This window comes from Phenylobacterium sp. (assembly GCF_046463815.1).
Classification (GTDB): Bacteria; Pseudomonadota; Alphaproteobacteria; order Caulobacterales; family Caulobacteraceae; genus Phenylobacterium.
The window spans coordinates 1-18,342 of record NZ_JBKBRO010000018.1; the positions used below are offsets into that span (position 1 = coordinate 1).

22 protein-coding genes are annotated in these 18,342 nt (G+C 68.9%); all 22 read right to left on the reverse strand.

Annotation, left to right across the window (positions count from 1 at the left end; translation table 11 throughout):
- A partial coding sequence (locus tag ACK4TT_RS12860) for a hypothetical protein (RefSeq protein ID WP_410213091.1) occupies nucleotides 1–1,284 on the reverse strand: 1,284 nt, incomplete at its 3' end.
- A 25-nt stretch (nucleotides 1,285–1,309) separates the two neighbouring features.
- Complete coding sequence (locus ACK4TT_RS12865) at nucleotides 1,310–1,756, reverse strand: hypothetical protein (RefSeq protein WP_410213092.1); 447 nt, start codon at nucleotides 1,754–1,756, stop codon at nucleotides 1,310–1,312.
- Nucleotides 1,757–1,860: 104 nt separating this feature from the next.
- The gene (locus tag ACK4TT_RS12870) at nucleotides 1,861–2,238 is read right to left on the reverse strand and encodes a hypothetical protein (RefSeq protein ID WP_410213093.1); all 378 of its coding nucleotides are present in this window, start codon (nucleotides 2,236–2,238) and stop codon (nucleotides 1,861–1,863) included.
- A complete protein-coding gene (locus ACK4TT_RS12875) occupies nucleotides 2,225–2,629 on the reverse strand; it encodes a hypothetical protein (RefSeq protein ID WP_410213094.1) in 405 nt (134 codons plus the stop codon). The genes ACK4TT_RS12870 and ACK4TT_RS12875 overlap by 14 nt, the downstream gene beginning before the upstream one ends.
- A 13-nt stretch (nucleotides 2,630–2,642) precedes the next feature.
- The gene (locus ACK4TT_RS12880; protein WP_410213095.1) at nucleotides 2,643–5,786 is read right to left on the reverse strand and encodes a hypothetical protein; all 3,144 of its coding nucleotides are present in this window, start codon (nucleotides 5,784–5,786) and stop codon (nucleotides 2,643–2,645) included.
- Nucleotides 5,787–5,788: 2 nt separating this feature from the next.
- Nucleotides 5,789–6,217, reverse strand: a complete 429-nt coding sequence (locus ACK4TT_RS12885; RefSeq protein ID WP_410213096.1) for a DUF6950 family protein — start codon at nucleotides 6,215–6,217, stop codon at nucleotides 5,789–5,791.
- Between the two features lie 13 nt (nucleotides 6,218–6,230).
- Nucleotides 6,231–6,884 (reverse strand): hypothetical protein, encoded by a 654-nt coding sequence (locus ACK4TT_RS12890; RefSeq protein ID WP_410213097.1) that lies wholly within the window; start codon nucleotides 6,882–6,884, stop codon nucleotides 6,231–6,233.
- The gene (locus tag ACK4TT_RS12895) at nucleotides 6,884–7,477 is read right to left on the reverse strand and encodes a hypothetical protein (RefSeq protein ID WP_410213098.1); all 594 of its coding nucleotides are present in this window, start codon (nucleotides 7,475–7,477) and stop codon (nucleotides 6,884–6,886) included. Before ACK4TT_RS12895 ends, ACK4TT_RS12890 begins: the two co-directional genes overlap by 1 nt.
- Nucleotides 7,478–7,480: 3 nt before the next feature.
- Complete coding sequence (locus ACK4TT_RS12900; protein WP_410213099.1) at nucleotides 7,481–9,301, reverse strand: hypothetical protein; 1,821 nt, start codon at nucleotides 9,299–9,301, stop codon at nucleotides 7,481–7,483.
- On the reverse strand, nucleotides 9,302–9,622 hold the full coding sequence (locus tag ACK4TT_RS12905) for a hypothetical protein (RefSeq protein WP_410213100.1): 321 nt from the start codon (nucleotides 9,620–9,622) through the stop codon (nucleotides 9,302–9,304).
- A gap of 17 nt (nucleotides 9,623–9,639) precedes the next feature.
- A complete protein-coding gene (locus tag ACK4TT_RS12910; RefSeq protein WP_410213101.1) occupies nucleotides 9,640–10,020 on the reverse strand; it encodes a hypothetical protein in 381 nt (126 codons plus the stop codon).
- Nucleotides 10,011–10,424, reverse strand: coding sequence for a phage tail tube protein (locus ACK4TT_RS12915; RefSeq protein ID WP_410213102.1), 414 nt, complete (start codon nucleotides 10,422–10,424; stop codon nucleotides 10,011–10,013). Before ACK4TT_RS12915 ends, ACK4TT_RS12910 begins: the two co-directional genes overlap by 10 nt.
- 15 nt (nucleotides 10,425–10,439) lie before the next feature.
- On the reverse strand, nucleotides 10,440–10,877 hold the full coding sequence (locus tag ACK4TT_RS12920) for a DUF3168 domain-containing protein (protein ID WP_410213103.1): 438 nt from the start codon (nucleotides 10,875–10,877) through the stop codon (nucleotides 10,440–10,442).
- Nucleotides 10,874–11,437, reverse strand: coding sequence for a hypothetical protein (locus ACK4TT_RS12925; protein ID WP_410213104.1), 564 nt, complete (start codon nucleotides 11,435–11,437; stop codon nucleotides 10,874–10,876). The genes ACK4TT_RS12920 and ACK4TT_RS12925 overlap by 4 nt, the downstream gene beginning before the upstream one ends.
- Nucleotides 11,434–11,760, reverse strand: a complete 327-nt coding sequence (locus ACK4TT_RS12930; RefSeq protein WP_410213105.1) for a phage head closure protein — start codon at nucleotides 11,758–11,760, stop codon at nucleotides 11,434–11,436. The genes ACK4TT_RS12925 and ACK4TT_RS12930 overlap by 4 nt, the downstream gene beginning before the upstream one ends.
- Nucleotide 11,761: 1 nt before the next feature.
- On the reverse strand, nucleotides 11,762–12,325 hold the full coding sequence (locus tag ACK4TT_RS12935) for a head-tail connector protein (protein ID WP_410213106.1): 564 nt from the start codon (nucleotides 12,323–12,325) through the stop codon (nucleotides 11,762–11,764).
- A 14-nt stretch (nucleotides 12,326–12,339) separates the two neighbouring features.
- Nucleotides 12,340–12,711, reverse strand: coding sequence for a hypothetical protein (locus ACK4TT_RS12940; RefSeq protein WP_410213107.1), 372 nt, complete (start codon nucleotides 12,709–12,711; stop codon nucleotides 12,340–12,342).
- 75 nt (nucleotides 12,712–12,786) lie between these two features.
- Nucleotides 12,787–13,017 carry a hypothetical protein gene (locus ACK4TT_RS12945; protein ID WP_410213108.1) on the reverse strand — a complete coding sequence of 77 codons (231 nt, stop codon included), beginning with the start codon at nucleotides 13,015–13,017 and terminating at the stop codon, nucleotides 12,787–12,789.
- A gap of 72 nt (nucleotides 13,018–13,089) precedes the next feature.
- Nucleotides 13,090–14,484 carry a phage major capsid protein gene (locus tag ACK4TT_RS12950; RefSeq protein WP_410213109.1) on the reverse strand — a complete coding sequence of 465 codons (1,395 nt, stop codon included), beginning with the start codon at nucleotides 14,482–14,484 and terminating at the stop codon, nucleotides 13,090–13,092.
- 58 nt (nucleotides 14,485–14,542) lie between these two features.
- Nucleotides 14,543–15,286 (reverse strand): HK97 family phage prohead protease, encoded by a 744-nt coding sequence (locus ACK4TT_RS12955; RefSeq protein WP_410213110.1) that lies wholly within the window; start codon nucleotides 15,284–15,286, stop codon nucleotides 14,543–14,545.
- Nucleotides 15,287–15,361: 75 nt separating this feature from the next.
- The gene (locus ACK4TT_RS12960) at nucleotides 15,362–16,597 is read right to left on the reverse strand and encodes a phage portal protein (RefSeq protein WP_410213111.1); all 1,236 of its coding nucleotides are present in this window, start codon (nucleotides 16,595–16,597) and stop codon (nucleotides 15,362–15,364) included.
- Nucleotides 16,594–18,339 carry a terminase large subunit gene (locus tag ACK4TT_RS12965; protein ID WP_410213112.1) on the reverse strand — a complete coding sequence of 582 codons (1,746 nt, stop codon included), beginning with the start codon at nucleotides 18,337–18,339 and terminating at the stop codon, nucleotides 16,594–16,596. The genes ACK4TT_RS12960 and ACK4TT_RS12965 overlap by 4 nt, the downstream gene beginning before the upstream one ends.
- Nucleotides 18,340–18,342 lie beyond the last annotated feature (3 nt).

Below are 18,342 nucleotides of genomic sequence, written 5' to 3' on the forward strand. Positions count from 1 at the left end.
GAACCACCCTCGCCGGCCCGTCGCGGTCGCCGCGCCCGCCGCCCGCCCGGCGCGGCCGTGGAAGGCGCGGGCCCTGGCCTGCGCCGTCGAGGTCCCCGCCGCCAGGCCCCGCGCCTCGGCGCGCGGAAGCCCGAGGTCGAGAACGGCGATCATCGCGCCCGCGTACATGCGGGATATGGAGGTCGCTTCCGACCGCCGCCGCAGCTTCCAGGTTCGAGCGCCCGCCTCGTAGGTGACGGCGCGGTGAACGAAGGCGGGCCACCCGCCGTTGTTGTTGTAGGGGATCGACGACGTCGGTTCTCGCACGACCTCGCCGACAAGCGTTCCGTTGTCGACGAAGGAGGCGAAGGCGGTTTCCTCCGGAGAGTTAGAGCCAATCGTCGTCCAGGCGGCGAGCGCCAAATGTGGCGAGGCGCTCACCATGCCGGACAAGGTCAGCGCATCGACGTCGGCAGCGTCGGCCCCTTCGCTCGACACGGAGAGAAGCGCACTATGGGCGGAGTCGAACCTATCGAGGTGCAGGGCCACGATCCGCACCTCGGAAATCCCCACCGTAGGGGCAGTGCTCGAATGGTTGTCGGCGGCCCAGCGGAACCGGACCTGTTGGAGCCCGGAAATACCGTCGCGCCGCCACATGGCCACGACGGGGACCACATCGGTGTCAGCCCTCTTGTAGACCCCTTGCCGGGGCGACGCTTCGGCGCCGTCGTAGAGATCGAAATACCCTTCGCAGACGGAGAACCCCGCCACGTCGATGAGCGCCGACGCGAGTATGAGATAGTCGCCCGCGCTAGAGGGTGTGAACGTCAGGGTCGCCGCCGTCTGCATCGCCGTCGACCACCTGACGTTTGTCGTCTGGCGGCCTAGGTTCTCGACATGGGCATCGAGGGATGCCAGCGCGAGCAACGTCAGACGCGCCCGCTTGGCGAGGCAGGCAACCCCAGCAGCCTCCGAACGATACTGGAGCTGAAAGGTAGCCGCCGCCGGCGTCTCGCCCGCCGAGAAGATCACGAACCCGCCGGGTGCGCTGTAGTCGACGGGGCTCATCGTCTCGGCAGAGTCAAAGCGGCCCTCGGCGCCGGCCACACCATTGACCACGACCCGGACCATGACGTCCTGCACTTGGCTCGGGCTCTGCAGTTCGACCGACCAGAACAGGACGTATGCCGCCCCGGCGGTCTGCTCGTCGGCCGGAACGTTCAGGGTGACGACGTTCGCCCACGTCGTCGTTGAGTTGCTGACCTGGCCCAGCGCCTCCGCCGACCAGTGCTTGCGCTGCGCCATGCGTGAACCTCCCGCCGCGACTTGGTCAGTCTTCGGTGATGGTGGTCGTCGTCAGAAGGCGGGGCGACACGCCGGCCGAGATCGCCACGGGTGCGGGGTCCCCAACGTCGTCGACAAGTTGGCCGCTGTAGAGGAGCACCCCCGCGCCGGACGAAGCCGTGCCGATGCCGAAGTGCGTCGCGCTGACCGAGCCGGCGGCGCAGGCCGGGAAGTCGATGTTCGCGGCGGGCGACACGGTGGCCCCCGTCACCGTCCAGCCGCCCGACGTCCGCGCCACGGCGACGCGAGCGTAACCCGTGTAAGCGACTTCGCTCGTCGTCTGATCGCCAGCCTCGCCGGGGTCGGCGGAGTGGAGCGAGACATAGAGGTTCGTCAGCGCGCCCACGGCCGGATTGTCCGCCAGGCCGGTCACGGCCGAGGCGTTGAAGATCAGCTTCAGGAGGGCGTTCTCGAAGGCGTTGGACTTAGACATGAGCGGGGGTCCTTTGAGGCGCGCGGGACGGCGCGCGCGGCCGTGCGGGCGCGGGCCCGCGAGGGTCGCGAACCGGGTTCGCGGGGGATCGGATCGGGCCGGCGCTAGTCCGGGTTCGCCGGATCGGCCAGGGGCGCGGGGTCGGCTTCGGCCGGCGCCTCGGCTTCGGTCAGTTCGCCCAGGCGGCGGCGGCACGCGGCGATGATCCCCGCCGCCCGGCCCGTCTGGCCCAGGACGTGCCAGCCGTGGGCCTGGGCCATGTGCGCCAGTTGCGCGCATAGCAGCACGCCCGCGAGCGGGAGGGCCGGCGCTTCCGCGTACAGGGCTTCGGCGGCCGTCACGATGCGCCGGACCGGCGACGGGTGCGGGGCCGCCAGGATCGACCGCAGGCCGACCGACACGGTCGGGTCGCCCGCCGAGCCGTCAAGGAACGACTGCATGGCGTCCACCGCCGCGACCACGTTGTCGTCAAGCAGTTCCATTGGAGACCTCGTCGGGGGTGATGACGCCGGTGCGGCCGGCGTCGGCGTATTCGTTGGCGACGCAGAGTTCGAGGAAGGCCGCCTCGCGAAGGCATTGCTCTTCGAGCCATTCGGCCAGCGCCGGGGCGTCCGGGCCCGCGTGATGCGTCAGCGCCCGCAGCGGTGCGATCCGCAGGCCGGCGTCGGCGGGAAGCGCCTTGCCGTCCGGGCCGCAGTCCGACGCGCTGATGTGGAACACCCGCCAGCCGAACGGCGAGGGCCTGATCTCGCGGACCTTGACCTTGACCGTCCGGCCGCTGGCCGTGCGGTAGATCCGGTTCTCGACGTTGTCCTCGCCGAGGTCCGCCGTGATGTCGACGATGCCGGCGGTCGAAAGCTTCGACGTGTCCATGACGGTCCCCGCCTCAGACGTATTGCGTGTTGAACTTGGCGTCGCCGCCGAGGAACCCGGGCCGCTGGCCGGGAGCGTCGTAGTCGTAGAGACCGCCCGAGTTCTTGGTCTGCATCACGCCGACGAGAAGCCACTTGTCGGGCGAGGCGACGAACAGGTCGATCAGGTTCGGGAAGATCGCGCCGAAGTAGTTCCCGTTCCAGGAATACACGACGCCATAGGTCTCGCCCGCCGTGAGGCCGCTGATCGTCTGCGCCGGAAGGTTCCGGCTGTAGCCGATGCCCTTCACCGTCGTGGCGGCGACGTAGATATTGTTCTGATCGGAGGTGAGCGGGAAGCTTGAGAACGTGATCCCGTTGCCCCCGGCGTCATTGATCCCCGCAAGGGCCGTCCACTTCGTGAGGTTGCCCGCCGCGTCGATGTTCTGGACGCGGTTCTGATACCCGCTCGGCGTCTCGCCCGTGTAGGTCGCCCAGGCGCTTTGCCCCGCGATCCCGGCCGCCGTGTTGGCGCTCGTCACGTCGGCGTTGTTCGCGGGCTTGCCCGCGCCGGTGACTTGGCTCCCCCAGTTGGCCGCGTTCTGGGTGGCGAGCGAGCCCTGGCCGGCGATGGCCGCGGCCGTGTTGCTGGCCGTCAGGTCGGCGGGGTTGATCCACGCCGAGCCGTTCCACTGACGTAGCGCGATGGCGTTTCCGCCGCCGTCCAGCACAACCCAGAAGTCACCGTCGCTGACCGCGACGGGCGCGGTCTGTTGCCGATAGACCTTGTTGACGGTCGCGTTGAGCGCGCCCGAATAGCCGTAGATCCGCAGCCCCTCGGGATCGTCGGGAGACGGCGCGAAGCCCTGCGGCGCGTTGCCCCCGAAGACGACGATCACGTCGGCGACGTCGACCACCTTCCCGGCCGCCACGTCGCCCGCCTCGGTGAAGATCACGAACTTCGCGTTGACGAAGTCCGGATCGTCCGACCCGAGCATGTCCCACGACCAGCGCGTCGCCGTCGTGCCGACCGTCACGATCTGGTCGGCGAGGTCGGCGATGGGATTGTTCGCCGCGTCGCGGAAGCCCACGCGGATTTGCGCCGTGCCCGTGCCCGTCGTGAGCTTCGAGATCAGCGCGACCGAGTAGCGGGCCGCCGGCTTGTTGCCGAAGATCTTCCCGGAAACCGTCACGGTCCCGGCCGTCGAGGTGAAGCGGAAGCCCCAATTCGAGACGCCGAAGGCCGGGTCGATGGAACTCGCGCCACCGGCCGGGACGTAGTCCTGTTTCCGCCAGAGGTTCGGCGACGGCGGCGGACTGTCGGACGGCAGATTGAACACGCCGGCCGTCGCCGTGCCCTCAGCGGTCCACGCCGATGCGACGCCCTTGATCGAGCGATAGGCGGTCTGCGCCTCGTAATCGGTGCCCGGCGTGACGCCCGTGATCTCGACGCGCACGGCCTCGCCGAACGCCGGCAGCGCGACCGGGCCCCACGTCGCCCACGCGCCCGCGCCGACCGGCCGATAGCGGACCACCAGCTCGACCGCGTGCGGGTTGTCGCAAGTCCCGGTCACGGTCAGAGCCGGAATGTCCCCGTCCGGCGAGGTGAAGGTCGCCCCGTTGAACGTGAACGCCCCCGCGCCCGGCGCGTCGACGAGGCTCGGATCGAAGCCGGTCAGGCCCGGCGTCGGCGGGGCGGTCCCGGTCTTGCCGAGGCAGAACGGATGCTTCGCGTCGGTCTCGGTCAGCAGGGAGAGCGTGACGATCCCGGTCATGGGATCGCGATGACGCTCGATGATTAGGCACTTCTGACCGTTGAGACCCCACTCGGGCTCGTCGACCGTGATGCAGTCGTTGGGCTTGTAGCCCCACCAGCGCGGCTTGCAGGGAACGGTGATCGGCCCGAACTCGCGCGAGTTCGCCACGGCGTAGCACCCGAGCTGCGCCGCCTGATCGACGCTCTGCACGAGCGGGAACTCGGGCTCGCTCGTCAGGTCTTCGCCATCCTCGGCGAGGTAGGTCGCGACGCTGATCTTCGACGCCGGCACGATCTCGTAGCGGTGCGCCGGCGAGCGGTAGGACGGAATGACGCCGTTGAAGCGGTCGCGCCAGGCGCGCGCCGCCGGGATCGTCACTTCGCCGTCCGCCTGGGCCGCGCCGGTGAGGGTGGCGATGGAGACGCGGGGCGCGTTGACCCCGCACGAGATCTTCGCGCCGAGGCGGGTCTGCCAGCCGCCGCCGGCCTGCAGCATGGCGGCCAGCACTTCCGTCTTGTCGTCGGTCGAATAGACGACGCCGCCGATCTTCCAGCCGTTCGCGTCGCAGACGTTCGCGCCCTCCACGAAGGCGGCGACGTCGATCATCGCGATCATCGCGCCGAGGCCGAGGATCTTCTTGCCGTTCTGGTAGCGGCCCAGGCAGTACGTCAGGGCGTGCAGGAACGGGTTCTCCGACCACGTCCAGGTTGAAGGGTCGCCCGACCGCTGCGACCCCGACCCGCCCGGATAGGTGCTGTCGAGGCGCGGGTCGTACACCTTGGCCCACTTGCCGACCCGCAGGGTCTTGGGCGTGCCGGTCGGATAGGCCTTCTGATCGTACTCCAGAACGAGCCATTCGGCCGTCAGGCCGGTGAGCTTGTGCGCCGACGTCCATTCGGCCAAGGCCCCGACCGTGGTGGCGGGCGGATCGAAGGCGGCCGGGACGTTCGACCCCGTCTGCAACCTCCGCCACATCTTGTTGTGATAGCGAGCATGATCGGCGTTATCGCCCGTGAACGTCACGGTCTCGTCGCCCACGAGGAAGCCGGTCAGCCCCTCGATGGGCCCGCAGCCCGACAGGACGGTGAGATAGAGCAGATGGGCGTTCTTCGCCTCGGCCGTGGTGGCGAACACGATGTTTCCGCCGAGGCCGGTCTCCCCGATGGGATACGGGATGCCGGCCCGCGTGTCCGCCCGCCAATCGGCCGGCGAGCCGCCGGAGCCGCCGATCTTCGGCCGTCCGCGCGCCACGGCGCCGATGGCGGCCACGGTCGACCACGCCGACAGGCCCGCCGAGATCCCTTGCGCGAAGCCCAGGGCGGCGACGGCGTTCGCCGCCATCGCGCCGAGGGTCGCGGACGTCGTCACGGTCGTGACCGCTGTCCCGATCCAGGCAGCGGCGGCGATAGCGAATTGAGGCATGGCTACACCCGCCAGGCGATCGCGGTCGCGAGGTCTTCCGGCGTCGGCTGCAGGACGCCGCAGAACCCGTTCTGAAAGCCGAGCACCCGGCCGTTGCCGAGCACCACGCCCAGGGCCACCCAGGGGCCGCCCTCGTGCGGCGTGCCGCCGAGGAGGTCCGCCGGCAGCGCGGCGGCCGGCGGGATGCGGACCAGCCCCTCGGCGTCGACCGCCTCGGCGAGCGTCGCGAACCCGGTTCGCCGCAACGCCCGCAGCGCGCCGGCAAGGCTGGAATAGGACCCGGCCTTCGCGAGGCTGACCGCCCGCCCCATCTTGCGCAGGTCGAACGCGGCCAGCCGCAGGCAGTCGTCACGGCCCCACGCCAGGGCGCGGCCGTTGAAGCGGTCGAACGCCGCCTGCGCCGCATCGCGGCGTCGGATAGTCTCATGCATGAGCGTAGATCCGTCAGACGAGGTCGGCGCCGCCGAAGCGCCGCGCGTAGTCGAGAGGGCCGGTCCGCGTGTCGGTGATCGCGCCGGGGCGCGGCAGGTCCGCACCCCACGGCAGCTGGCGCTGCACGTCGGTCACGAACTCAAGGCCCTTCTCGCCGGGGTACACGGATTGATGGAACGCGTCCGTCAGGCGCGCGCCCTCGTCGTTGCGGAAGAACCGTTCCCAGACCGAGGCCACTTCGTACTCCAGGACCCGAGAGCCCTTCCCCACGCGAAGCGTCGGGACGTCAACCTCGCCGACGAAGAAGAGATCGGGGGCGTCGACCACGAGGCCGGTCGCGGTATCGACCGCGCCGAACCACAACGAGACCGCCGAGCCTTGGGCGGCCGGGGCCGCCAGCGTGGCCGCCGCCGTGTTGGTCGGGGGAAGAAGGCTGATCGTTACGCGGGGCGCCTCGGCGTCGAGCCCGTCCGTCAGCGGCTCGATGGGGCCCAACACCCCATAAACAGGGTCGCGGCCGGTGAAAGTCCTGCTGTCGAAGGTCAGCACGCCGGCGCCGTCGAGAAGGCGGATCGTGGCGCTCGGCAGGACGATCTCGACAGCGACGAAGAGCGTGACCTGCGCCCGCGCGAGATGCGCGTCGAGGGCGGGCGAAAGGCTCGTCATCAGGCGTTCTCGGTGATGGTGAAGGCGATGCGGTAGATCCCCGCCTCGTCGTGGTCCCAGGCGATCTCGTCGATCCCCACGAAACCCTCGATCTTGGGGGCCACGAATTCGAGCGCGGCGTTATCGGCGGGCGAAGCCCGGAGCATGGGCCCGATGGGGAGGGCCGCAGCGCCGCCGCCGCTGGCCGTGACGGCCTGGCGCGTGGCGTGCAGGTAGTGACGGCCGCCCGCCTGGAAGCTGAAGAACCTGCCGCGCGGGATCGCGACGCCGGCCGTCAGCCCGTCCGCGTTGAGCGTCGAGCCGGTTTGCCCGCCGCCGTTCACCAGCGGAGCGCCGACGCCGCCGCCTGCGCCCTGCGGATACTCGGCGACCACGGTCGTCTCCTGGGTGGCCGCGTCCAGCAGGGCGCCGAAGAGATCGTCGAACTGCGCCTTCGTCATCGGCGGATAGGCCAGCTCGACCGCGTACCGGGTGCCGAGACGCAGAGCCCGCTGGGCCTCCGCCCCGGTCGGCGGCTTCAGGTCGAGCCCGAACTGCACGAGACGTGGTTTGGCCCTGGCAGGCGCAGGGCTGGCCGGAAGCACGATAGCCATGACCTACCTCAACCGCTGGCGGCTGCGCCGCATCATCTTGGCCTCGGCGCGGGCGGCCCCACGCAGCTCGCCGTGAACGGCCGCGGCCGCCCCGATCTGGCGCATTTCGTCCATCAGCTCACCGGCCAGCACCGCGCCCTCGGCGTGCAGGATGAACGTCTGTTGCAGCCCCGGAACCGGCGCATCGCCCTTCGTGACGTTGACCAGTTCGCCCGGCGTCAGGGCTAGGGATACAAGCTGACTGTCGGGCCCGCCGGACCCGGCAACCCGCCCCGAGCCACCCGAAGCGAAGCCGAAGATCTTCGAGCCGATGGCGAGCGCCGAGCGGATGAGGCCCCCGCCACCTTCGCCGCCACCCGACTTAAGCGCATCGCCGATGACGTTCATGATCCCGTCCGTCACGCGCTCGACAAGGCGTTGTCGGAAAGTGTCCGCAAGGTACTTCATCAGGCCCTTGCCACCCCCCTCGACGAAGGCCGAGACCCCGCCTTGGATCGTCCAGCGCCAGAGATCGGTGATCCGCTGGCGCTCCCCTTCGAGCGCCTGATTTACCCCGCTCATAACGCCCTTGCGGGACGCCTCGCGAAGCCCCTCGGTGAAGCCGCTCAGGTCGACCAGATCGTCTTTCGTGACCGTGCCGAGATCGACGATGGTGCTGCGGTCTATGGTCTGCAGATCGACGGGCGAGAGACGGTTCTTGGCCTTGCCGTCACCACCACCCTTCCGGTCGAAGGCCGCCCCGCCCGCAGCGGCGGCGGCGCGGTCCGCCGCCTCTTTCGCCTTCCGCTCCGCGTCAAGCACCATCTGCTCGATCTCGCGGTCAAGGCGCGCGGCCTCGGCCTCCTGCTCTCTGGCCCTGCGCTCACGGGCCGTCGCGCTCATGGCCTCCGGAACCGACAGCCCGCCCGCCCAATAGGCGTCCCAGGACGAGCCGTTGCGGTACGTGTCGGCGCGCTCACGGTACGCCTGCGCCTTCTTGAGCTTGTCCTCGATCTGGAAATCAACGGTCGACGAGGCGTTCAACCACGCGAACATGCTCGCCAGGGCGCCCGCCGCGTCGGCCGCGAGGTTCTTGATCCAAACCAAGGTAGGCGCGAACTCGACCCCCAGGCGCCGGTTGGCGGCGGCGATGCGCTCGTCGGCGACCCGCAGCTCTTCGTTCATCGCCGCCATGCTCTGAACAGTCTCTTCGTCGAGCACGAGGTTCAGATCGCGCGCCGCCTGGCGCAGTTCATCGATCCCTTGCGACCCCTTCAAGAGCAGGGGCAGAAGCTCCTCGACGCCGAGCTTCTTGGCGATCTGGACCTGATCGGCGTAGTTGCCGAGGGCGACGATCCGATCCGACAGCACCGGCAGCAGGTCGAGGGCGTCGTTCATGCCATCGAGCGCGGCCTGCGGAATACCGAGTTCGTTGAAGGCCTTGCGGATCTTGCCGTCGCCGATGCCAGTACGGAGCGCGCCGAGCGTCGAGTTCAGGCTGCGCAGGCTTCCCTCCAGCTTGTCGACCGGAACGTCGACCGCCTCGCCCGCATGCCGAAGCTCCTGCAGCTTTTCGGCCGTGGTGCCGATATTGAAAGCCGCCGTCGCCAGATCGTCGGAATGCTGCGCCGCCTCGACGGCCCGATTGAGGCCGGCGGTGAAAAGCGCCAGAACCGACGTCGCCGTGCCGGCGCCGAGGGCGATGGGATTGAAGGCGGTGGCGAGCCCGCCAAGCGAGGTCTTGAGGTCGCGGGTGCCTGCCTTGGCCTTCTCCGCCCCGGCTTCGAAAGCGGCGGTGTCGAGCCCCAGCTTCACGGCCAGGGCGCCGATGATCGACGAAGCCATCTAGCTCTCCGGTTTGGGGGGCGGGGGGCCAAGCCATTCGATGAACAGCTCGCGCAGCTCGTCGTCGGTCTTCGGCCGCCGGGCTTCCTGGGCGGTCGACAACAGGCGGTCGAGCGGCGGGAACTCGTGGCCCTTGGGGTCGAGGAGGCTGGCCACGCCGAGCCGCACCAGGGCGGCGACGTGCCAGGCGTGATGCATGCGCTCGTCGTGCTCTCGCACGCGACGGCGCACCTGCGCCTCGAAGATCAGCAGGATTTGGCGCGGCGTCTGCGCCCAGAACTCGGAAGCCGGAAGGCCAAGCTCGACCCACCGGCCGAGCATGGCGTCCCAATCCCACCCTAGCCCCGGCCGCCCTTCGGACGCCGCGCCTTCCGAGGGTCCGGCGCACCGACCTTCGCCTCGGGCCAGGCGAGCGCGATAGCTTGGCCGATCTTCGAGCCCATCGCCCGCAGCCCGACGTGGTCGACGAGGCGGCCGGCGTCGTCGAAGCTGAGCCCCGGATGGTTGTCCTGAAGCGCAGCCCATACCGCCGCCCGCACGGTGTTGAACTGCGGCGTCTCGTCGAGATCGCCGACCAGACGCTTGATCTCGTCGGCGTCGTCGACCTGGGCTTCGAGCCGGCAGAGCGCGTTCGTCGCGAACAGCAGGCGCCACGTCCTGCCGTCCGCCTCGAACGTCACCTCGCCGCGCGCCGGCTGGGTGACGGCGGTTACGACCACGTCGCCTCACCCGCCAGCTTGAACCGCGCGACGAGGGTCTTCTTGCCCTCCATCGGTGCGGTCGGCGTGACCCGCGTCACGAAGGCGGAGAACGAAACGCTCTCGCCGTTCGGAAAGAGGATCTTGTAGTTCACCGGATCGTCGTCGAGCCAGTCGGCTTTCAGGTCAGTGAACGCCGTCCCGCCGGGGACGTAGTTGATCCCGAGGCCCGCCTCGCCCTGATCGCGAAGGCCGGAGATGAACTCGCGAACCCGGTTCGGGGACTTGTGCGAGGTGGCGTCGACCGTATCGCGCGTCAGCTCCGGCACGGTGACGTCGAACGGCGTGCCGAGGTCGGCGTAGGTTCCGGGCACGGTCGTCTCCCGTTGGAAGACGGTTCCGAACCCGTGGACAGCGTCAGTCATGGTGGTCAGCTCCGGTTAGGTGGGGTCGGGCTCGCGAGCCCAGACGGTGAAATCCTGCGACCGACCGATCCTCCGGTCGGGCGCCTCGCCCTCGAACAAATCCCTGTCGCCGGCGGCGAAGATCGGCCCCAGGTCGACCACCTGGCCGGCGACGTCGACGGCGCCGCGAAACCCGGAAAGCAGCTTCCGCACGGCGCGCGCCGCGCTGCGGGCTTCGGCCTTCGTCTTGGCCCAGGCGTCGATCTGCACGCGGCGTTCGGCCAGCTCGTCGGGGCCCTTGTGGGTGTAATCGTCGTCACCCGAGATCACGCGGATCACGAGAGCGGGGAGCTGCGCCCCCTGCGGCAGGGCGGGTGAATGCACCCGCTTTCCGACCTTGCCGCGCACGAGATCGGATGCGAGCAGCAGCGCGACGAGCGCGCCCTCCATGCCCTCGAAGTCGGGATCGTTCATTCTGGCCGGGCTCCTAGCTTGGCGATCAGGCGGGCTTGCCTGCGGGCGGCCCGTTGCCGGGCCCTCTCGATCTCCACCCAGAGCAGACCCTTGAGGGCGTCGAGCATCGGCCGCCAAAGGCGGTCCCAGGCCGGGCGCATGTAGGGGCTGGGCGCATGGCCCGGATGCATCTTGCGGCCCGCCTCGACGAGGGTGGCGCGGACCTTCTTGCGGCCGGCGTTCTTCGAGACGAAGTGGGGCTCGGCGCCGAACTCCTGAACCATCGCCTGCGGGTAGCCGGCGCGGGTCGGGCCCATGAACAGCTCGATGAAGTTCTCGCGCAGGGTGAAGCCGCTCCAGCGGCTCGCCCGGCGGCGCTCCGAGATCGCGAACGAAGACTTCAGGTCGTTGGGCGGCGGGGTCGACGGATCGTCCGGCGCGAGGCTGATCGCCTCTTCCATCATGGGCGTCAGGGCTTGCCGCCCGACCCGCCGCAGGACGTTCTTGCCGGTCGCCTTGGAGAGTTCACCCAAGGCGTTGTCGACCTCGGCGAAGCCCTCCAGATCGAGGGACCACTTCATTCGGCCCGCGCCGCCGCCGAGATCTCCAGGCCTTCGCGCCGGCCGATCTCCTTCACGCCGATGATGTTGAACTCGCGCCCCTCGAAGCGAAGGCGGTTCTTGGGCGTCAGCGCGGTCAACGACCTAGACCAGCGGATCCGGAACCGCGCCTCGATTACGGCCGCGACCTCGGCGGCCCGCACCCGCTCGCCGTCGCTCGTCGGCGAGTACGACGCCCACACCGTCGCCAGCGTCCGCCAGGTCTCGACCTCCTCGCCGAGCCCGTTCGGTTCCGTCGTCGCGTAAAGCAGCGTCACCCGCCGGTCGAGTTCACCGCCGCGCATGTCAGAGGCTCCAGACGCGGAATGGCGCGAGCAGGCTCTCAACCGTCGTCGTCATTTGGATCCTGGCCGCCGCCGCTCCAACCGTCTCACGATTGGCGAACAGATCGCCGACCATGAGCAGGATCGCCGCCTTGATCGGGGCGGGGATCCCGTTCGCATAGCCGGCGACGTAGCGGACCCGCACCGCCCCGCGTCGCGTCCGCGCCACGGGCCAGGCCGCGCCGTAGGCGAGGAGCGCCCCGGCCGGGTCGAGGGTGTAGAGGTCCGCGTCGACCGTCCGCTCGGCGCCGTCGCCGTCGTCGTACTTGATCGAGACGATCTCGGTCAGCGGGCGATACGGCAGGGCGATCAGTTCGCCGCACGGGAAGGCGTCGAGCCGGGCTTCGAGCGTCTGCACGCCCAAGGCCCGGCCTAGCCAACCGTCAGGCCCGTCGATGTGCGCCGTCGCCGCCTGCACATAAGCGGCGATCAGGTCGTCGCTGTCGTCGTGGTCGACGCGAAGGTGATCCTTCGCCTCGACCAACTCGACGACGGGCTGCGGCGCGGTGACGACGGAGACGATCATCGGCGAACCCCGCCTTAATCGACGAGGACGTGGAAGACGCCGACCTTGGCGTTGCCGCCAGCGGTGACGGCGATCTTGACGCGGTCGTTGGCGACGCCGATGGGGGCGAGAACAGCCGTGCCCCCGGCCGCATAGAGGGCGGCGACGCCGGCCTGCGAATGCGTCGGCGCGCGGGGATACCGCACCGCCGAAGCGTTCACGTCCGCTTCGGTCCAGATGTTCTCGCCGGTCGCTTCGGCGGTGACGGCGAAGTCGACGCCGGCCGCGTAGCCGTTCGACCCGTCCTTCACATACTGGATCGAATGGATCCTGCCCGAGACGCGGGGCGTGTAGCCGGTGACGGATCCGTCCGCCGCCGTGGTGAGCGTGAGCTTGTAACGACGCATCGGTCGTTCTCCTCTCTTAAGGGTGAGGCGCGGACGCGCCGGGTGACGGCGGAGGCGACCGAGGCCGCCCGGCGCCTACTTCTCGGCCGAGGCGGGCTTGGCCTTGTTCCGCGGCTTCCGCGCGACCTTCGCCATCGGACGCGGCTTGGCCGCAGCCTTCGGCTTATCGAGGCGCTGGAAGACCTGCGGATGCTTGGTGAGGAGCTGCGAACCGAGTTCGTCGCTGACCTCGAATTGTTTGCCGGGCCGCAGGCTGTCCGACTGCACGGCGCTGACGTGGATCTGATCGAGAGCCATCAGCTTCATGGGGCGATCTCCTGTCCGGGCGTGGCTGCACCGGCCGGCGGCCCGGAGGCGCCGGCCGGCGTCGCGGCCCGGTTAGGCGGCGAGGGCGTCGCTGAAGTCGCCCTTCACGAAGGCTTCCGGCCGATAGACCGCCGAGGCGATCCGCTCCTCGCCACGGATGGTGACGAGGTTCTTCCGGAAGTTGTCGCTGTCCTCGGTCGAAATCTCGACGTTGGCGTCTTCGCGGTCGAAGATCTGCGACCCGAGCTGGAAGGCGCCGACCAGGAACTTGTCGACCGTCATCGCCTGCGTCTCGACAACCGGCAGACGCCACAGCCGGGGATCGGTCCCATTCTGCGGGTTGGCGAACAAATAGGCGCCCTCTTCCGTCTTGGTCAGCTCGATGTCCGCCCAGTCGGACGGATGCAGGGCGATCCCCGAGGCCGGGTATTCGGCCAGGAACGCCTGCAGCATGGCGAGACGGATGACGTCGATCTTCGTCATGTTGCCCGCCGCGCTCGGCACGATAGGCGGGGTGTAGGCCGTGGCCTGGGTGTAGATCCCGTTCAGGTCCGTGCCCGTGCCGCCACCGTTCAGCAGTTGGTTCTCCTCGACGTACATCAGGCCGTAGCGCAGGCGGCCCTCCAGGTACGATTGGAGCTGCGGCACGTCCGAGAGGATCTGCCTCGTCGCCAGGACGAAGTGAGCGATGGTCGAGACCGCCTGCACGACGACGTCGAACTTGATCTCCGACTGCGGCTTCGTCGTGCCCGCCGTCTCCGTGTGGGTCGCGGCGTTGTTGGTGAAGCCGGTTTCCTTCACGAACTCGATGGCGTTCGAGTTCGTGCGGCCAGGGGTCATCAGGTCGCGGATCGTCATGCGCCGCTGCGGCGGGGCGATGATCCCCGGAACACGCATCGGCACGATCAGGTCGCCGGCCGAGCCGTCAGCGTCAGTGGTCAGCGACGAGATGATCGCCTTGACGCCCATGCTGAACCGGCCCTTGCCGCCCGAGCCGACCCAGGACTTGAACTCATCGCTCTCGGTGAGCTTGGCCGAGAAGGACTTCTCGCGCTGCGGCTTGTCGTCGCCGCCGCCGGCCATCTTCTGCTCCAGTTCGGTCAGCCGCGCCGAGATCTCGTTGTGCTTGATCATGGCGAGGTCGGCGGCCTGCTTGGTTTCTTCGGTCAGCTTGCCGAGTTCCTTGACCTCCTTCTGGGCCTTCTCGGCGAACTCCTTGACCTTGTCGGTCGCGTCCTTGAGCTGCACCGCCAGGCCCTTGACGTCGGGGTCCTCTTCCTTGCGGCGGAAGCCGCTCGGCGAAACGGCCGCCGCAGCGGTCATCGCCATCGTCAGGTGATCGCCGTCGAGCGGCGGAAGGTGCGGCGAGGCGCCGGCGAGCATGACCGCCGCCTGGGCGACGTCGGAACCGAACAGGACGGCAGAGGCGACAGCGACGAAGGCCATCGCCAGATAGGCGATCTTCATGGTGGTGATCCTTGGTTGTGAGGTTTGCGGCGCGGCCGGGCAGGCCCGGCGGGGACGCCTAGAAGGTCGGCAGCTCGAAGGCCGCCAGGTGTTCCGAGAGACCCTTAAGCCCCTCGACTTCGTCCGCCGCCTGACCAGCGTCCCGCTGGATCCAGGCCTTGTAACCGAGGGCGGCGATCTCCTCGGCGTCGGAGCGCGAGAGCCGGAACTTCTCCCGAAGGGCGGCCTCGAACTCGCGAAGAGTGAGCTTTTCCCCACGGGCGAGACGCGCCTTCACCGCGTCGATCTGCGCTTCCTTGAGCGCGGGGAACGTGACGATCGAAGTCTCCCGCAGGTCCAGCTCGACCAGCTTGCGGGGTTGGGCGTTGATATCCCAGGGGTCGGCCTTGATCTCGTAGTAGCCGATGGAGAGGCCGCCGACCGCCCGCATCTTGACGTCCGCCCAGGCTTCGCGCCCGCGCTGCGTTTCGAGGTTGAGGCGGCCCGCGAGCTTGAGGCCCTTCGCGTCCTCCTCGAACTCGTCCCACACGCCGACCGGACTGTCGGCGCGGTGTTGCCAAAGCATCGGGATCGGCCGCTTCGCCTTGCGCCAGGCCGCGAGGCTGCGCTTGAACGCGCCCTCGATCACGACCTCGCCATAACTGTCGACCTTGTCCCAGATCGAGCCGTAGCCGCTGATCGCGCCCTCGGGCCCGTCTTCCTTGATCGACAGCTCGAAGTGGGAAGCCTTCACAAGCAGATCGCTCGGCGCTTCGGACTTGCGCCCATAGGCGCGCGGATCGGCGTGGATGAGCATGAGCATATGCGCCTCCGTTCGGCCGCTTGGCGGCCGGCTCTGAGTTGTGGGAAAGCTCGCGAACCGGGTTCGCGAAGCGGCCTAGTTGACGGGATCGCCAGGCGCGGGCTGCACGGCGCGCGGCGGGGTCTTCCCGAGCTGATCGAGCGGGATCAGGTTCGACTGCACGGTCAGGACGTCCCCGCCCTCCATGCGGGGCTGATTGAGCTTCGCCCGCCCCTCATTCCGGGTGATGAAGCCGTTCTGCGCCATCTGCGACAGGAAGGCGGCCTTCGCCGTGCTGTCGGCCTGCAGCAGGGCCTCGCGATTGTATTCCGCGAAGTATTTCAGCCGCTCGACCGGCGAGAGCAGTTGCTTTCTGACGGCTTGCTGAATGTTGGTCAGGAACGGGTCCAGGTCCAACGTCACCCATCCGAGAAGGATCTGCTCGACGCCCGACCCCCACATCGTCTGACCATCGCCGGCATGCCCCGCCAGGATCGGCGGCGTATCGAACCAGCGGCAGATTTCCTCGACGGTGAAGCGCCGGGAGCTGAGAAGTTCGACGTCGACCGGGCTCATGCTCAAGCCCTGGAACTTCGCGCCCGGCGGAAGCGGCATGACCTTGCCCGCCTTCTTTGAGCCCATGAACTTGGCGAACAGGTCGATCAGCATGTTCGACTGATCGGGCGTCATCTTCGTGCCGTCCGCCAGCTCGACAAAGCCCGAGATCTGCAGGCCGTTGGCGACCATGTTCCCGGCCGTCTCTTCGGAGGCGAGGCCAAGGCCGAGCGTCTGACGCCCGTAAGAGATCGCCGACAGGCCGACGTCGCCGCCGATGTTGAAGCCGCGAAGGTGGAACACGTCGCGGCTGGCGAGGTCCTGCATGCCCGTCGGTGCGCTGTAGCGATAGCGGCGCTGGCCGTCCTTGCGGTAGACGGTGACGAGGTCCGGCCGCATCGGGTTGAGGGCCACGATCCGCTCGCCGATCCGCTCGATCTTGGCGTAAGCGTTTCCCCAGAGGTCGACCGAAGCGACCATCCCACCCCAGAACTCGGCCGGCGTCTGATCGACGTTCGGGCTCTCATGGATGAGGTCGTCGAGCCAGAAGCCTTTCGCCCGGCGCGAGCTTCCGTCCGGCAGGCGCTCATGCGCCATGATCGGCATGGCGCCCATCACGCGCGACCGGAGGCGGACACAGCGCCAGGCCGTCGAGAGCTGCAGCGCAGTCTCTTGGGTGACGAGCTTGCCGGCGCTGCTGCTCGTGTCGCGAAACCAACCGGCGGCGTCCGTCAACTTGACCGAGCGCCGGCCGAAAAGACCGTCGAGGAAGCTCATGCGTACATCGCCCCGCTCTCTAGGAAGTCGTCCAAGTCAGGCCCCTCTTCCTCCTGCCCCCGGAAGGCCAGGGCGCAGGCGTTCACGGCGGCGGAGATCCCGTCGATCTTCTCGCGGCTGCGCTTCTTCGCCGGGGCGAAGTTCATGTTCTCGTCGAAGCGGACCACGACGTTCTGCGCCATCCAGCGCAGGACTGGGTTTCCGCCGTGGTCGAGCTGGCCCGACAAGACCAGGCGCTCGAAGTGCTTGGACGGCTCGCCCAGGGTCGGGATCCCCTGCCGCAGCTCGTGCATCACGTCGGCGAGTTCGGACCGTTCCTTCTGAATGTCCGTGAACAGCTTCCGGGCGTTCCAGGGGTCGAAGCCGACCCCCTGCACGTCGTACCGCTCGAAGCCTTCGATCAGCGCCTTCTTGACGACGTCCTGATCGACGTAGTCGCCCGGCGTGGTCTCCAGCGCGCCGGCCTCTTTGAACCGGTCATAAGGCACCCGTTGTTCGCGAACCCGGTTCGCGAGGGTGTCGGCAGGCACCCAGAACCGGCAGATGACCCGCCACCGCGGATCTTCGTCGGTCGGCTCGAACAACCAGACCAGCGCGGTTATGTCCGTGGTCGACGATATGTCGAGGCCGCCCCAACAGCGCCGCCCGTCCATCTCGTCGGGGAACGTCCGCCAGGCGCTTTTCGCGCTCGCGCAGGCGTCCCACTTCTTGACGTCGAACCACCTGACCGCCGCGTCCACCCAGATGTTCAGGTGGTAACAGCAGAACCGCGCGAGGGCCGTGGCGCTCTGCCTGGCCTTGGCCGCGCGGCTCCGCAGGTACGACAGCGTCGGCGAGAGCCCGAGCGACGGGTTCACCTTGCGCCACACCGCCTCGTCGAAGGGATCGTCGCCCTCAGCGGCGGCGAAGACGACGGCCAGGGTCTCGGCGTCGTCGACCCGGCCTTCGAGGATGGCGAGGGTTTCGTCCCACAGCTCGTCGCCAGCCTTGTTGCCCTTGGGCCCTGCGGTCGAGCCGTACAGGAACACCGGCTCAAGCCGGGCGCCGGTCCCTTCCTCCAGCGTGTCGGCGATCACGCGCGACCGCCATTCGTGCATCTCGTCGCCGACGACGACGGTCGGCGAGGCGCCGTGCTTGCCGTCTTCCGCCCCGGTCAGCATGCCGAACTCGGCGCGGAACTGCTTGACGTAGAACGACCGCTTGTGGGTGATGACCGCGTTCGCCCACTCGTCGTTGAGCGCGATCATCGCCTTCATCTTGCGCAGGACGATGGCGGCCTGCTTCTCGTCGCGGGCGAAGCAATAGCCCTCCCCATCCGTGACGCCGTCGACGATGAAGAACAGCAGCCCCAGGGCGGCCAGGAATTCGCTCTTCCCGTTCTTGCGCGGGATCCACAGATAGAGCCGGCGGAAGATCCGGACGTGATAGACGACGGGCTCGTGCGTGCGCGGGTCGAGTTGTTCGTCCGGCCGCCGCCATCCGACCATGAGGCGGACGACGATCTCCTGCCAGGTCGCCAGCTTGAACGGCAGGCCGGCGAACCGGTCCTGCGTCAGCTTGAACCACGTCGGCCAGGCCTCGACGATCTCGTCGGCGAGGGCGTGGTCGAACCACGCGCCGGAGATCTTGGCGGCCTTATCCCAGGCCTTGAGCGCCCAGGCATAGGACGGGTCGTCGGCGACCGCCGCCAGCCATGCCGGCAGGTCCGGCCGCCGGGCCGCCTTCGGCGTTTTCGCAGCCATCGG